We start from the raw sequence: 15,039 nt of genomic DNA, 5'->3' as shown, positions 1-15,039 counted from the left end.
CTGGACCGTTGCTCGCAATCTGTTTAACACATTCGTAAGGTTAATGCTTTGTTACCAATAAAAGGTTAACGCATGTTTGATAACGTGATGGTCTTATTGCTAAGATCAACATGTGAAACAGGAGTTTGGCAATAAAATGTCGCAACGCATACGAAAAGCTGTTTTTCCGGTCGCCGGGCTTGGCACACGTTTTCTGCCTGCAACCAAGGCGATGCCAAAGGAAATGCTGACCGTGGTCGACCGGCCCGTCATCCAATATGCGGTGGACGAGGCGCGAGCAGCGGGCATCGAGCATTTCATATTCGTCACAGGCCGCAACAAGGGCGTGATCGAAGATCATTTCGACGTTCAGGTTGAACTTGAAGCGACGCTGCGCGAGCGTGGCAAGTTCGATATTCTCAATGAGCTTCAAAAAGACCTGCCTCCTGCGGGATCTTCCAGTTTCACCAGGCAGCAATCGCCGCTGGGACTGGGCCATGCGGTGTGGTGTGCCAGAGAGCTGGTTGGGAATGAACCGTTTGCCCTGCTGCTGCCCGATATGGTGATGAAAGCCGCAGTGCCCTGTCTTGCCAGCATGAGCAGCCTTTATGAACGCACCGGCGGAAATATTCTGTCGGTGGAGCAATGTGCGCCTGAAATGACGCACCGCTATGGCATTGTCGGTGTTGGAGAAGATGTTCCGGACGGCGAGGGCAGCGCATTCCAGATTTCGCAGATGGTGGAAAAGCCGGAGCCGGATGTGGCTCCCTCGAACCTGTTCATCAACGGGCGCTATATTCTGCAACCGGAAATTTTTGACATCCTGTCACGTCAGAAAGCCGGTGCCGGCGGCGAAATTCAGATTACCGATGCGATGGTTGAACTGATGCAAACCCAGTCGTTTTTCGGCCAGGAATTCCACGGCCAGACCTTCGACTGCGGTTCCAAGATAGGTTTCCTTGCCGCCAATGTGGCGTTTGCACTGGAGCGCGAAGATATCGAAGGCGATTTCCGCGCCGAATTGGAAATGATTCTGGGTCTCTAAAACTGAGCTCTTCCTGATTCCACCGGAAAAAAATGCGCTAGCGGCGCACCTGCAGGCGTACGGCGACACCATTGCTGCGCTCATCATCTTCGGCCTGATCCGCTCCGCTGCTGCGCGAACGTTCATGGGTAAAGCTGGCAAACAGGCTGCTTTGCGGCGTCAGTGCGTAGGTCAGACCGGTTTCGAACAGCATCGTCTGATCGGCACGGTCAATGCCGCTGTATGAGCCGTAACTGTAGCTCGCTCGGGCAAAACCATCGAGCCGGTAATTGAAATTTCGCTCTGCACGCAGTGCGATTCTGGTGTTGCGGATGCCGTTTGTCATGGTGCTGTCCGTCAGATCAGTCGTTTCGCTGAACTGCAAGCCGCCGGACGCATCAAGGGTGATTGTGGTCAGTCGCACGGGCGACCATGTCAGAGACGCCGCCCAGAGCAGGCCGTTTAAAGTATCGCGCCGCGAATCGCGCGTTCTGATCTGCCCGATGCCGGCGGAAACTTCTCCGGAAAACTTTTCACCGCGGTCGATCTGCACGCCGCCCCGCAGTTCCCACAGCGTGGCATCGCCGTCAAAACCGGTTACAGTTCCGGTCTTGCGGTCGGTCAGGACTGCCTGGACAAAGGGCGCCAGTATTGCACCCCTGTCATAGGCCAGGCGAAGTTCCGCTGCAGTTTCGCGATAGTCATTGCCGCTTTCAGATCCGGCAACCGGGTCACCAACCATCTGGTAGTCCAATGATCCGCGCAGCTTTACTTCCAGCGGACCCGGAGTGACCAGCACAGCGGCGGTTGCGCCATAATTGGTCTGGTCCTGTTCTTCCTCATCAGCAGTCATGGAATAGCGCAACTCGCCGGTTGCAGCCAGTCTTGCAGTGATATCCAGGCGGCCGTTGAGCACCGCGGCTGCGGTCCATTGTTCGACGTTCAGTCCGCGCCGGCTTGCAGTGTCGAATTTTGTTTCGAGCCGCAAATCGTTGCGGTTCCACTGGGACTGGACCACGACTTTGGCTCCCAGAGTTTTGTTGGTTTCGCCGCTTTTATGTGACACACCGATTTCCAGGGACGGGTCGATTTGAAAGCTGCCAAGACGCAGGCCGGCCTGTCGGGCAGCCGGAGCTGGCTCGGCAGCCACGCCGCGCAATCCCAGGGTCTCTGCGTCCGTGCCGGGCTGCTCCTGTGCCGAGGCAAAGGCCATCATCCACAAAGTGATCATTCCAGCATTGAAAATCGCACGGGTCAGCAGACGCGCCACATATCATCCCCTTCTGAGATACACATGTTTTGCGATTTTATGGTTAAGAAGCTCTTACCATCGGGCGGCCAATGGGAGATTTCTGAGGTCCATTCCGATCTTTTCAGGGGGCTAAAACATGCTACAAGCGGCGCCAATGAACCGATTTGACGGGATTGCCAGTGTCCAGTGTGATTGTCAGTGCGACCGAGCCTCGCGACCCGATAATTTCGGTTCGCAATAGTCTGCGGACCGGAGTGTGCGGTGTCGAAGCCGTCATCAGTGCCCTTGAGGGGCCGCTGGCCGGTGCCATTTTCGATGCCGTCAAGCTGATGCTCGGCATCAAGGGCCGTGTAATTGTTACCGGAATGGGCAAAAGTGGCCATGTCGGGGGCAAGCTGGCTGCTACCTTTGCCTCAACCGGAACACCGTCATTCTTTGTTCATCCTGCTGAAGCCAGCCATGGTGATCTGGGGATGATCACCGAACAGGATGCTGTGCTGGCCCTGTCCTGGTCCGGCGAAACCCCTGAACTGAGCAATCTGATCCAGTATTCCAGACGCTACAATGTGCCCCTGATCGCGATTACCTGCGGTGCGGACAGTGCCCTTGCCAGGGCGGCTGACATTGCGCTGGTACTGCCGCGGATTGAAGAGGCCTGTCCTCATGGTCTGGCGCCAACCACGTCGACCCTTTTGCAAATGGCAATCGGTGACGCGCTTGCGGTCGCACTGCTGGAAGCGCGCGGGTTCAGCGCCAATGATTTCGGCGTCTTTCACCCTGGCGGAAAACTTGGCGCGACATTGCGTTACGTCCGGGAAATCATGCATCAGGGCGATGCCATGCCGCTGATTGCAAGCCGGACATCGATGCGCGAAGCGCTGGTCCTGATGACAGCCAAGGGCTTCGGTGCGCTTGGGATTGAAGACGGCGAAGGCCGATTGATCGGGATCATCACCGATGGTGACCTGCGGCGTCATCTGGATGGTGATCTGCTGGCGCTGAGTGTCGATGATGTGATGACGCACAGCCCAAAATCGATTTCATCTGACATGCTGGCGGCGAAAGCACTTGAAGTGCTGAATGCATCTGCAATTACTGCTGTTTTCGTGGTCGATGATGGCAGGACCGTCGGTATCCTTCACCTGCATGATTTGCTGCGCATCGGCACCGCCTGATCTGAAGCTTCGACTGGCCCTGCGTTTACGGAACATCTCTGATCCGGCTGACATTATCAGTTTTTTAGCTTCATTCCCTTAAGCACATTGTGTCGAGTATCAGTAATTTTCAGACCGGAGCACCAGTCATATGGATCTGGCTTCCATTTTAGGCATCGTTTTCAGTTTTTCTGTTGTCGTTGTCGCGATGTTTCTGGGGGGCAATCTTTCCCAATTCGTAGACCTTCCCTCTGTGCTCATCGTGATCGGCGGCGGGCTTGCGGCAACGCTGATCCGGTTTCCGCTGGCCGGTCTGCTCGCAGCATTTGGAACCGGCGGCAAAGTTGCTTTCAAACACAAGAAATCAGACGCCCGCAGCATCATCGAAAAGATCGCCGAACTTGCAGACATCGTGCGCCGCAACGGACCGCTGGGACTTGAAGAGGTAGAACTGTCAGACCCCACTCTTGCCAAGGGCGTGCAATATGTGACCGATGGTTACGAAGCCGCCTTTATCCGCGACGCCATGGAGCGCGAGCGCGACCTTTATCTTGAACGACTTGAAGAAGGGCAGAGGGTTTTCAAGGCATTGGGCGATTCAGCGCCTGCCTTTGGAATGATCGGCACGCTGGTCGGGCTGGTTCAATTGCTGTCAAATATGGATGACCCCTCGGCGATCGGTCCGGCCATGGCAACCGCGTTGCTGACGACCCTGTATGGAGCGCTCATTGCCAACGTCATATGTATGCCCATTGCCGACAAGCTTGGTTCGAAATTCAAGACCGAGGAACTCAATCAGAGCCTGATTATCGATGGTGTGATGCAACTGCGGCAGAACAAGAGCCCTGATTCTGTCAAGGAGGCGCTCATTTCGTATCTGCCGGAACATGCGCGGGCCGGTTTCCAACCCGGTGAGGCCGCTTAAAATGGGCCGCAGAGCGCCGAAACCCGGCAATAGCGGAGCTCCGGAGTGGCTCGTTACATTCGCCGATCTGATGTCGCTGCTGGTGTGTTTCTTTGTACTGATCATCTCGTTTTCCATTCAGGACAAGGAAAAGTTGCAGGTTGTCGCCGGCTCGATGCGCGAGGCCTTCGGTGTGAGGAGTGACTCCCGCAAGTCCGGTATGATTGAAATTGAAGGCACTCCCGTGCGTGACTATGCACGACGTGTTGCTGCAGTGGAGCGCGATACCGATACAGATTATGCAGATATCCGGCATGATGAGAAGCGCAGTCAGGGGCCGGAAGCCAACACTCGGGATCTTGAAAAGGCAGACATTGACATTCCCAGACAGTTTGCGACAGCCGCCGCATCGTTGCGTCAGGCATGGCAGGAAATGCCGGAAATCGCAGAATTGTCCAAAAACATCATCATGGTCGAGACAGAAGACGGGCTGAACATTCAACTGGTTGACCAGGACGGGCGGGCGATGTTCGGCGAAGGGTCGAAATTTCCAGAGGAAACAGCGCGAAAACTGATCCGGGCCATGGCTCCTGTCATCCGCGATTTGCCGAACCGTGTCTCGATTACCGGACACACCACCGCATCAAGCGCGCTGTCCACTTCGTATTATACAACCTGGGAACTCTCGGCCGACCGGGCGAATGCGGTGCGCGGTCTTCTTGCGGAATACGGCATTCCCAATGACCGGTTTCATTCCGTCACCGGAAAGGCGGATCAGGAGCCGCTGTTTCCCAATGATCCCTTCCTTGCCGCCAACCGGCGCGTCAGCATTCTACTGATGGCGGAAAAGCCGCCATTGCCGGCAGGTTTCAAACCCTGACACAGCCAGCTTTTGACACTTCATATCAGCCCGCATCGGGATCGGTGAAAAGCTGAGGCGATGACGCCAGCGCCAGCGGAGAGAAAATCTCGCCGCCGGATCGTCAGCATCGGTTACATTTGGTTTTGGTTAACGATTGCTTGCTATTGTTGGTGTACATTTGGTTATCTTACGAACAAGCCCGTTGTGACGACACTGATCCCACCCTGGCTGTCTGCAAATCGAAGGAAGTTTTGTTGTGTTGAGCGTTATTAATTCATTTCAGAATCTCATTGTCAAAATGTTGACCAATCTGGCTTTCATCCTGGTTGCTCTCAGCTTGACTGTTTCGGCCAGCACCGCCAGCGAAGTGGAAACGGATTTCCTGGCACAGTTACAGGGTAACTGGAGTGGAACCGGCCGGGTCCTGGCCGGCCCTGACAAGGGCACCAGCTTCAAATGCTCTCTGAGTGGCACACCCAGCCGGACCGGCGTCAAGATTGCAATGGATGGGAAATGCTCCATTGGCCGGTTTTCGGCCCGAATGGGAGCCAGCATCAAATATTCAGAAGGTGTGCAGAAATATGTTGGACGTTTCATGGGCGGCGCCAAGGGCAATGGCCTGGACATTTACGGTGATCGCAACGGCGATGCGCTGAAATTGCGCCTCACCCGCGGCCGCACTCAGGGCAATATGGATCTGCTGCTGCAGCGGCAGGATCTGATGCGCGTCATCATTTCGATTACCGATACGGAACGCAACCGGGACATACCTGTTATTGCGATGGACCTGAACAAAACCCGCAATGCCGCCGGGCTCGAGCATTGAAAAATCTTTCCCGGCTATGATCCGGCCGGTCACATTTATGTGACGGCCCGCAGCAAAAACCTTCACGAAAAGGTTTCTTGATCACAAGCGCCCAAGTCCTGATACTGAGCAGATCGGTACACTGACTTGGGGGCACACGTGAAAAAAATTCTCCTGACTGCTTTCCTCGCCGGTTCCATTGGATTCGTCGTGGGCAACGCGTTCTGGTATCTGGCATCGCCATTGTGGATCGACACAGTGGTCTCCGAAGAGCTGCCAGCGGCGCTGCAGATGGATCAGGTGGCGCAGGGAAGCTTCCGTGATGCTGACAGCTCTCACAAGGGCGCAGGCAACGCTGCCATATTCAGAATAGCGACTGGAGCAAATGTGCTTCGTCTGACAGAATTTGAAACCACCAATGGTCCGGATCTTGTAGTCTGGCTGGTGAAAGCTTCCGATATTCAGTCCTCATCAGATGTCAGTGCCAGCGAATGGCTGTCTCTAGAGCGCTTCACGGTTACATTGAATCATTTGACCGGATTTGCTCGTTTGCCGGCTAGGCACACTTCGCGCCGTGGTCTTCATGACCACAAGGGGAGTGTAACGACGTCCGGCAGGCGTGCAAATCTGGCCTTCGGTGCTCCATATCAGCCCATCGGACAGCGTTAGCCAACTTGCCCGATGCCCTGCATCGCACTGCGTTGACTGCCTTGCCAATGAACTGATCTGGAGCATCAAATGGTTCAATGTAACCGTGAAACGCTCTAGGGTCGCTGAAAGGCAACATTGGCGATCAGACTTATATTATTCCGCAAGGTACAGATGTTTCAGCGTATAAATCGGTGGTGATATGGTGCGAACAGTTCGGCGTGCTTTTTTCTCCGGCAGATCTGTCCAGCTAAGGCTATCCGGCAAAACACTGATTTAACTTTTGCTTGCGCTTCCCAATTACCAGACCCATAGTAATGAGGCTCGGGTGGCAGCCATGCCCGAGGGATGATAGAGACGACCCGGCTTTTGCCTCGGGACAATAATAAGAACGGCAATACTTGGAGATAATCCTGAACTCATTGGGGGGAGAGAGGGATTACCGACAATGCGCCGTGAAAACATGATCCAGTTCCCTTTGAAACCATGCTGCTGAACGTGCGTTAAAGCCTATGCCACACCGGCATACGCAGTGTTAGACTAAGGGAAAAGGATTCCTCCCATGCGCCAAAGCGGCACAGTTAAGTTTTTCAACGGCTCCAAAGGATTCGGCTTCATCACACCTGATGATGGCGGCACCGATGTGTTCGTGCATATTTCAGCAGTCCAGGCGTCTGGTCTGCCGGAATTGCAGGACAATATGCGTGTTTCTTTTGAAACAGAACCTGACAAGCGCGGCAAAGGCCCGAAAGCTGTCGATCTGCAGATGGAAGGGTAATTCCCGGCCTTTGAAAGTTTTAGCCCGCCTCAATATTCTGGGGCGGGCTTTTCGTTGGCTTTATTCCGCCGCGATGTCGAGATTAGGCCGACCATTGACCAGCTTTTCGTAATCTTCCATCAGGGTGCGGGCGATTTCGCCGACCGTGAACTGGTAAGGCCCGATCTGCGAAACGGGCGTTACTTCCGCAGCCGTTCCCGTCAGGAAACATTGCTCGAACTCGGCCATTTCATCAGGCAGTATGGCGCGCTCGATAATCTGAAGCCCGCGGCGCTTTGCCAGGTCGATCACAGTGCGCCGTGTTATGCCATCGAGAAAACAATCCGGGGTTGGCGTATGAATGACGCCGTCCTTGACGAAAAACACATTCGCTCCTGTGGCTTCAGCAACCTGGCCGCGCCAGTCCAGCATCAAAGCGTCAGCGAAGCCCTTTTGCTCGGCGGCATGTTTTGAAAGGGTGCAGATCATGTAAAGCCCTGCCGCCTTGGAGCGGCACGGCGCCGTTCTTGGATCCGGTCTGCGATATTCCGCCATATCCAGGCGGATGCCCTTGAGGCGTTGCTCGGGATCAAAATAGGATGGCCATGGCCACGCAGCTATGGCCACATTTATGGTGTTGTTCTGCGCCGAAACACCCATCATTTCACTGCCGCGCCAGGCAATCGGGCGAATGTAAGCATCGACAAGATCTTGCCGCTGCAGCAATTCCACTGTCACCGCATTCAAGGTGTCGTCAGTGTACGGGATCTCAAAGCCGAGAATATGTGCCGAAGTGCGAAGGCGCGCGGTATGCTCTTCCAGTTTGAAGACCTTGCCGGAATAGGAGCGCTGGCCCTCGAACACCGCGCTGGCATAATGCAAACCATGGGTCAAAACGTGCAGCGTGGCATCTGCCCAGGGGACAAAACTGCCATTGTACCAGATTTCTCCCTGCAGTTGGTCAAACGGAACGCCAGCCATTTTCACTTATCCTGTTTGTTGTTACTCGGTGTCATGCAAAGTGTCATGCAAACTTGTTTCCACGCATCCTGGCCATACTATCGGCTGCAATTTGCGAAACACGCGAATTAGACCCTATAAAGCAATGGCAGCAGCTGTGCTGCCGAATCCGGTTTTGCAGTTTCATTGCCGTATTGTGCCACGTTACGCATAAATCTGTCTCAGGACGCTGGAATTCGGTAACAAACGAAAAGAAATATGTCAATAAGGCTGACATAAATTTATGAGTGAGATCGTGAAAAACCGTTTCGACGACCCCGACGCGGATGTCACTGTGTTCATCGAACTTCTGTTCTTTGCCTATCGCGATTTTGTCAGTGACCCAGATGCTTTGCTGCAGGAATACGGCTTTGGCAGAGCGCATCACCGGGTGGTGCATTTTGTGGCCCGCAATCCGGGAATTTCAGTGGCTGAGCTGCTGGAAATTCTGCAGATCACCAAGCAGAGTCTGGCACGGGTGCTGAAGCAGCTTGTGGAAACCGGCTTCATCCAGCAGCAACAGGGTGCGCTGGACCGGCGCCAGAGGTTGCTGTTTACAACTGAAAAGGGAGCAGCGCTGTTTAACCGGCTGCGTGAGCCACAGTCTCGCCGTATCCGCCATGCATTAGAAAGTCTGGATGCGCGGGATCGAGCTGGAGCGGAGCGCTTTCTGTCATATCTGATTAATGAAGATGAGCGGTCCCTGGCTCTGCGCATGTCCAATGCGGCGGAACTGTAGTGGGAAAATCGCAGCGAGGATTGCAGGATACCGGTTGGAAACAAAATCATGACTGCTACTGATATGGCTGACAAACCTGCTGCAAGCCAGGCACTTGAAGATGATGCACCGCATTTGCTGGTGGTGGATGACGACAGTCGCATCCGCTCCTTGTTGCTGCGATTTCTGTCGGAACACGGATTTCGGGTAACTCTGGCGGAGAATGCAGCATCGGCGCGCAATTACCTCAATAATTTCCACTTTGATCTGATGATTCTGGACGTGATGATGCCGGGTGAAAGTGGCATTGAACTGACAACATCGCTGCGCGAAACCAACAACATTGCTATTTTGATGCTGACGGCCCGAGCAGAAACACCGCACAGAATTTCGGGCCTGTCAGCCGGAGTTGACGATTATCTGCCGAAGCCGTTCGATCCCACGGAATTGCTGTTGCGGATCAACAGCATCCTGCGGCGCAGTGCTGTCCCGGCCACGCCGCTGGTCGAGTTTGTCTGTTTCGGACCCTATACATTTCACCTTGCCAGGGGCGAGTTGAAACGGGGGGAAACGATTGTGCGGCTGACAGATCGCGAAAAAGACATGTTGCGCAGTTTTGCTGAACGTGCCGGTGAGACGGTCCCGCGCCTTGAATTGTTGGGGAGCGAGGCTGACGCCAGTGAGCGCACCGTTGATGTGCAGATCAACCGGCTGCGCCGGAAAATAGAGGTGGATCCGTCAAATCCGCTATTCCTGCAAACCGTGCGTGGTATCGGCTACCGTCTCATGTCAGAATAGGGCTTAGAGGCCGCAATTCAGGAACAATTGTGACAGAGCGAACACTGAAGCCAAGGCTTCCTGAACTGACATCTCCGCCCGATGATGAGGCAAAGCCACGCGGCTTGTTCCGCGGTGTCAAACGTCTTTTGCCCACCAGCCTGTTCGGACGATCGCTGATTATTGTCGTTGCGCCCATGGTGCTGTTGCAATCGGTCGTTGCCTTTGTGTTTCTGGAGCGGCACTGGACGCTTGTGACGCAACGCATGTCGGAAGCCGTTGCCGGCGAGATTGCAGCTGTGGTGGATTTGCTGGAGACATATCCTGAACAGGATTTCGACAGGTTGATCAGAATTGCGTCTGAAAATCTGGGTCTTCGGGTCACAGTGCTGCCGGAAGCCCGGCTCCCGTCCCCTTCCAGAAAGCCGTTTTTCAATCTGCTTGATCGTACTCTGGCCCGGGAGATCAGCGAGGCCGTGGGCAAACCTTTCTGGATTGATACTGTGGGCAACACAGATGTCATCGAAGCCCGCATTCTGCTGGATAACAAGGTGGTGCGCATCTTCGCCCGGCGCAGCCAGGCCTATGCGACCAATTCGCATATCTTTCTGGTTTGGATGGTGGGCACGTCTCTTGTACTTATCTTCATTGCCGTGATCTTTCTGCGCAATCAGATCCGGCCGATACAGCGGCTTGCCAACGCCGCCGACAGGTTCGGCCGGGGTCAATCCATTTCCGATCTGTCGCATTCAGGTGCCAGAGAAGTGCGGCAGGCCTCGCTTGCTCTGGTGCAGATGAGCGAACGGATCGCGCGCCAGGTGGAACAACGTGCCACCATGCTGGCTGGCGTCAGTCATGATCTGCGGACAATTCTGACCCGATTTCGGCTGCAACTGGCGATGATGGATGCATCGGAAGACAATCGGGCTCTGATCCATGATGTGGACGACATGGAAAGCATGTTGAACGATTATATGTCTTTTGCCAGTGACAATACCCAGGAAGCTACGGCCGCAGTGGATTTGAATGAGGTGCTGACATCACTGTGTGAACATGCACGGCTCCACGATGTGCCTTGCACATTTACGATTGAAGGGGAGGCGGCGATTGATATCCGGCCAACTGCGTTCAAGCGTTGCCTGGGCAATCTGGTGAGCAATGCCTGCCGCTACGGCAGCCTGCTCGACATTTATGTCCACCATGGTGACGGCCAATTGTCGATTGCAGTGGAGGACAACGGCCCCGGCATTCCGGAAAGTGCAAGGGAAGATGTCTTCAAACCGTTTTTTCGTCTCGACGAGGCGCGCAATCAGGATGAAACCGGTACCGGACTTGGGCTGGCGATTGCGCGTGACATTGCTTTGGCCCATGGCGGAGACATCACGCTTGGCGACAGCAGATATGGCGGATTGCGGGCAGTCCTTCTGCTGCCTGTCTAAAGCGTCGAATGACTGGGGCCTTGCCGCCCGGAAACGCACACCGGACCGTCGTCCTTTGTGATGGGACGAGGGAAACGGTCTAGATCGCTTCATGGTTACATTGAATCATTTGACCGGTTTTGCTCGTTTGCTGGCGAGGCACACTTCGCGCCGTGGTCTTCATGACCACAAGTGGAGTGTAACGATGTCCGGCGGGCGTGCAAATCCGGCCTTCGGTGCTCCATATCAGCCCACCGGACATCGTTAGCCAACTTGCCCGATGCGCAGCATCGCGCCGCGTTGACTGCCTTGCCGATGAACTGATCTGGAGCATCAAATGGTTCAATGTAATCATGAAACGATCTAACGCTTGGGCCTGGCAAAACACCTGACCGGCCCAAGGCAAGCCAGGTGTTCCAGACCGGATGCGCGCCTGAACGTCCCGAGACGGACGATCAGGCGCGCCATGCGACCTTATCAGGCGGCGTTTGCTTCGATTTGTCTGGACGATGGATTGCTGTTTGCAATTTCAATCTTGCGCGGTTTCATGGCTTCGGGAAGCTCACGAACCAGATCGATATGGAGCAAGCCGTTTTCCAGCTTTGCACCGGTCACATTGACATAGTCAGCCAACTGAAAGCGACGCTCAAAACTGCGACCGGCGATTCCGCGATACAGCACATCTGCATTGTCTTCGTCGGAAACGCTTTTGTCACCTTTGACAGTCAGGCCGTTTTCGCGGCTTTCAATGCTGAGTTCTTCATCGCTGAAGCCAGCCACTGCCATGCTGATACGATAGGCATTGTCGCCCGTGCGTTCGATATTATAGGGCGGGTAGGTTGATCCGGGCGTGTCGGTGGTGGCCATGCCGTCCAGCAGTTTGAACAGGCGGTCGAAACCAACCGTGGATCGATATAGGGGGCTTACGTCGAAAGTACGCATATCTATTCTCCATTGAGCAACAGTTATGTTTGTCAGATCAGCAAATTGGACCCGTTTTACCGTATGATGCCGGTAATCAGAGGCGTCCGTTCTGCTGCGCAGACCCGTTATTGGCGTCTGCAGAAATTATGTAGGTACGCAATTTTTGCGATTCAAGAAGATTTTTTTTCGCAATCTGCGCGGGGAAAACGGCTGTTTTCTGCAATTCAAAAGATGCCTTCAGCAATATGAACCGAACCTGAATGAGACCTTCCGGTTTCGTTCAGCATAGCTCTGGCAATTTCGGCGTCATCGAAGTCCGGTCGCCAATTTAGTCGTCATCCGGATTCAGGAAACAGGAGAGATACCATGCTGAAGAAAACACTAATCGCAGTCTCCGCTTTGACAATGGCAACCTTTGCTGTTGCACCTGCTGCTCAGGCGGATGGATTCTATTTCGGCTTCTATGGAAATAGCGGCGGCAGCTATTCAAGCGGCGGCCACTACTCAGGCGGAAGCGGAAGTTATTACACCCCTCGTCACCAGCACGCGGCACCGCACCAGGTTCAACGCGCTATGACGCGTCAACAGATTCGTCAGGAGTTACGGCAACGCGGCTTCCGTGATTTCCGCAGGATCGAGCGGCGTGGCAGTTACTATGTTGTGGTTGCCGAGGCTCGTCGCGGGCAGGTTGTCCGGCTGCGTGTCAACGCCTTTAACGGGCGAATCGAGCGTCGCACCCGTATCAGCTAAGCCATTATCAGTTTGCAGGGTCGTTTAACGGCACCCCCCGATGGTTGTGGCAGCTCTAACCGGATGCCACACCAAGCCCTGCAAAGCCGGCGGCGCAAGAGCGTCGCCGGTTTTTTTTCTTGCCTTATCCGCCCATACCGGTACCAGTTTGAGCACATGTTTCGGGGTGGTTAATTGGGTCAGGCATTCGTTTTGGAAACTGCAGAACCGGCAGCGGGATTGGAGCCGGAAAATTCTCGTCCCGGTCTTGTCTCTGTCGCCGGCAATCCCACGCCTGCCGGCGCTACGCTGCAGTGGCTGGACAGTGCCGGCGTGCAATTGCGCTGTGCGCGGTGGCCGGCCTCGACAAAGGAAGTCAGAGGCACGGTCTGTCTTATCCAGGGTCGCACTGAGTATATTGAAAAATATTATGAGGTTATCACCGATCTGCGCGGACGCGGCTTTGCAGTCCTAGCTTTCGATTTTCGTGGCCAGGGCGGTTCAGACCGCCTGTTGCACCAGCCCGAACGCGGACATGTCGACACGCTTTCAGATTATGTATCGGATCTGGAAGCCGTGATGTCGGAAATTCTGCTGCCCGAATGTCCCGCTCCTTTCTATGCACTGGCCCATTCCATGGGCGCAGCTGTCATGCTGCACAGTCTGGACAAGGGCAGGCTGGTGTTTGACCGGGTTGTTCTCACTGCACCCATGATCGGGCTGGGGTTTAGACGACCCAGACAGAAAGTGGTGGCGCGAATGGCCCGGTTTCTGAATAGTTTTGGCCTGGGAGAACGGCGAATGCCGTTTGCCAGCCAGACCAATTACGAGACATTGAATATGGAGAGGAACATTCTGACGAGTGATCCGGACCGGTTTCAGAATTCTGTGAGGCTGTTGCGAAAGGCGCCGTTTCTGAAGATTGGCGCTCCTACCGTGGGCTGGGTCCATGCAGCCTGTCAGGCCATGGCGGAATTTCGCAATCCCGAATTCGCCTTTAACAACCGCACACCGGTGCTTGTGGTCGCATCCGGCAGTGATGAGGTCGTCTCACTTGAGGCAATCGAGAAACTTGCCTCCGTCATGCGTTCGCTGTGGCATATCGTGGTGCCGGGGGCACGACACGAGATACTGCAGGAGCGGGATATGTTTCGCGATCAGTTCTGGGCGGCATTTGATGCGTTTATTCCCGGCACCGATATCTGATGTGGTTGCGATCAGGATGTGGCCAGACCGCCACTGCCTAGCCCAGTATGGCAAGCGCTTCGTTGTGAAGCTGTGAATTTGCCGAGGCCAGAATCTGAAGACGGGAATGCTGCTCCAGACCCTCAACCGGTTTGCCCTGCCAGTTTGTCACCACGCCACCCGCCGCCTCGATCAGTGGAATCAGCGCAGCGATATCATAAATCTGCAAGCCTGCCTCCACAGTGAGATCGCCGAAGCCGGCGCTGACCATGGCATAGCCATAACAGTCGAGACCAAAACGGCGTATGCGGCAGCGCTGTTCCAGCGTGTCGTAACGCAGCCGTTCCGCCTCGGTGAAAAATCCAGGGTCGGTCGTGAACAAGGTGGCGTCGTTGAGCCGACCGTCCTGCCGGGCTTTGAGACTGCGGAGCGGGTGCGCGCCGCTGGTTGACGCGAACCAGGCTTTCTGCCCGGCACCAACATAAATTTCCGCCAGAAAAGGCTGGATCATTGCCCCCAGAACCGGGCGGCCCTGATGGCAAAGCGCAATCAGGGTGCCCCACAATGGCAGCCCTGAAACGAACGATCTGGTGCCGTCAATCGGGTCCAGCACCCAGACATACTCTGCCTGCAGATTTTCTGCGCCGTATTCCTCACCGAGAATGCCATGCCCGGGAAACCGCTGGTTAATCAGCCGCCGCAGAGCGGCTTCTGCGTTTTTGTCGGCGATTGTCACCGGATCAAATGCGCCATCTGCTTCGGCCTGTCCCTGCGCCAGTTTGTTTTCGACTTCCAGAGGGGTGCGAAAATGCGGAAGAATCGCATCAGCAGCCAAACCGGCCATCTCGAAAATAATGTCCGGGACGCCGAATTCCGTCGAAAATTCATGACGCATAGCTGATAT

The 15,039-nt window shown here is 55.0% G+C and carries 17 protein-coding genes; 13 read left to right on the top strand and 4 right to left on the bottom strand.

Annotated features, from left to right (window positions below; all coding sequences use genetic code 11):
• The first annotated feature begins 136 nt into the window (after positions 1-136).
• Positions 137-1,024 (top strand): UTP--glucose-1-phosphate uridylyltransferase GalU, encoded by an 888-nt coding sequence (gene galU, locus RAL88_RS07070; RefSeq protein ID WP_306268281.1) that lies wholly within the window; start codon positions 137-139, stop codon positions 1,022-1,024.
• Positions 1,025-1,061: 37 nt separating this feature from the next.
• On the opposite strand, the gene RAL88_RS07065 is transcribed toward galU, so the two are convergent.
• On the bottom strand, positions 1,062-2,273 hold the full coding sequence (locus RAL88_RS07065; protein ID WP_306268280.1) for an outer membrane beta-barrel protein: 1,212 nt from the start codon (positions 2,271-2,273) through the stop codon (positions 1,062-1,064).
• Positions 2,274-2,434: 161 nt separating this feature from the next.
• Here RAL88_RS07065 and RAL88_RS07060 point away from each other — a divergent pair, with 161 nt between their 5' ends.
• From RAL88_RS07060 to RAL88_RS07030, 7 genes are all read left to right on the top strand, one after another.
• Complete coding sequence (locus RAL88_RS07060) at positions 2,435-3,430, top strand: SIS domain-containing protein (protein ID WP_371932147.1); 996 nt, start codon at positions 2,435-2,437, stop codon at positions 3,428-3,430.
• 130 nt (positions 3,431-3,560) lie between these two features.
• Entirely contained in the window at positions 3,561-4,334 is a 774-nt protein-coding gene (locus tag RAL88_RS07055) for a motility protein A (protein ID WP_306268279.1), read from the top strand.
• A gap of 1 nt (position 4,335) precedes the next feature.
• Positions 4,336-5,193: a flagellar motor protein MotB gene (locus RAL88_RS07050; RefSeq protein WP_306268278.1), complete on the top strand. Its 858-nt coding sequence runs from the start codon at positions 4,336-4,338 to the stop codon at positions 5,191-5,193.
• Positions 5,194-5,434: 241 nt separating this feature from the next.
• A complete protein-coding gene (locus RAL88_RS07045; RefSeq protein ID WP_306268277.1) occupies positions 5,435-6,001 on the top strand; it encodes a hypothetical protein in 567 nt (188 codons plus the stop codon).
• Positions 6,002-6,139: 138 nt separating this feature from the next.
• On the top strand, positions 6,140-6,649 hold the full coding sequence (locus tag RAL88_RS07040) for a DM13 domain-containing protein (protein WP_306268276.1): 510 nt from the start codon (positions 6,140-6,142) through the stop codon (positions 6,647-6,649).
• Positions 6,650-6,753: 104 nt separating this feature from the next.
• Entirely contained in the window at positions 6,754-6,882 is a 129-nt protein-coding gene (locus RAL88_RS07035) for a DM13 domain-containing protein (protein ID WP_306269607.1), read from the top strand.
• A 308-nt stretch (positions 6,883-7,190) separates the two neighbouring features.
• A complete protein-coding gene (locus RAL88_RS07030) occupies positions 7,191-7,406 on the top strand; it encodes a cold-shock protein (RefSeq protein ID WP_306268275.1) in 216 nt (71 codons plus the stop codon).
• 60 nt (positions 7,407-7,466) lie between these two features.
• On the opposite strand, the gene RAL88_RS07025 is transcribed toward RAL88_RS07030, so the two are convergent.
• The gene (locus RAL88_RS07025) at positions 7,467-8,366 is read right to left on the bottom strand and encodes a branched-chain amino acid aminotransferase (protein ID WP_306268274.1); all 900 of its coding nucleotides are present in this window, start codon (positions 8,364-8,366) and stop codon (positions 7,467-7,469) included.
• 262 nt (positions 8,367-8,628) lie between these two features.
• Here RAL88_RS07025 and RAL88_RS07020 point away from each other — a divergent pair, with 262 nt between their 5' ends.
• The 3 genes from RAL88_RS07020 to RAL88_RS07010 all read left to right on the top strand — a co-directional run bounded on the left by RAL88_RS07020 (position 8,629) and on the right by RAL88_RS07010 (position 11,318).
• The gene (locus RAL88_RS07020) at positions 8,629-9,123 is read left to right on the top strand and encodes a MarR family winged helix-turn-helix transcriptional regulator (protein WP_306268273.1); all 495 of its coding nucleotides are present in this window, start codon (positions 8,629-8,631) and stop codon (positions 9,121-9,123) included.
• Between the two features lie 48 nt (positions 9,124-9,171).
• Positions 9,172-9,900: a response regulator gene (locus tag RAL88_RS07015; RefSeq protein ID WP_371932146.1), complete on the top strand. Its 729-nt coding sequence runs from the start codon at positions 9,172-9,174 to the stop codon at positions 9,898-9,900.
• Positions 9,901-9,965: 65 nt separating this feature from the next.
• Positions 9,966-11,318, top strand: a complete 1,353-nt coding sequence (locus RAL88_RS07010) for an ATP-binding protein (protein WP_371932166.1) — start codon at positions 9,966-9,968, stop codon at positions 11,316-11,318.
• Between the two features lie 456 nt (positions 11,319-11,774).
• On the opposite strand, the gene RAL88_RS07005 is transcribed toward RAL88_RS07010, so the two are convergent.
• Positions 11,775-12,239, bottom strand: a complete 465-nt coding sequence (locus RAL88_RS07005) for an Hsp20 family protein (RefSeq protein WP_306268272.1) — start codon at positions 12,237-12,239, stop codon at positions 11,775-11,777.
• Between the two features lie 348 nt (positions 12,240-12,587).
• Here RAL88_RS07005 and RAL88_RS07000 point away from each other — a divergent pair, with 348 nt between their 5' ends.
• Together RAL88_RS07000 and RAL88_RS06995 are read left to right on the top strand one after the other, a co-directional pair.
• Positions 12,588-12,971 (top strand): hypothetical protein, encoded by a 384-nt coding sequence (locus RAL88_RS07000; protein ID WP_306268271.1) that lies wholly within the window; start codon positions 12,588-12,590, stop codon positions 12,969-12,971.
• A 192-nt stretch (positions 12,972-13,163) separates the two neighbouring features.
• On the top strand, positions 13,164-14,156 hold the full coding sequence (locus tag RAL88_RS06995; RefSeq protein ID WP_306268270.1) for an alpha/beta fold hydrolase: 993 nt from the start codon (positions 13,164-13,166) through the stop codon (positions 14,154-14,156).
• 37 nt (positions 14,157-14,193) lie between these two features.
• Here the strand turns inward: RAL88_RS06995 and hisN are convergent, their stop codons facing one another.
• Entirely contained in the window at positions 14,194-15,030 is an 837-nt protein-coding gene (gene hisN, locus RAL88_RS06990; RefSeq protein WP_306268269.1) for a histidinol-phosphatase, read from the bottom strand.
• Between the last annotated feature and the right edge of the window lie 9 nt (positions 15,031-15,039).

The sequence above is a fragment of the Pararhizobium sp. IMCC3301 genome, assembly GCF_030758315.1.
Lineage (GTDB): Bacteria > Pseudomonadota > Alphaproteobacteria > Rhizobiales.
Note: the sequence above shows the minus strand (reverse complement) of the source record. Positions and strands in the feature narration are given on the sequence as shown.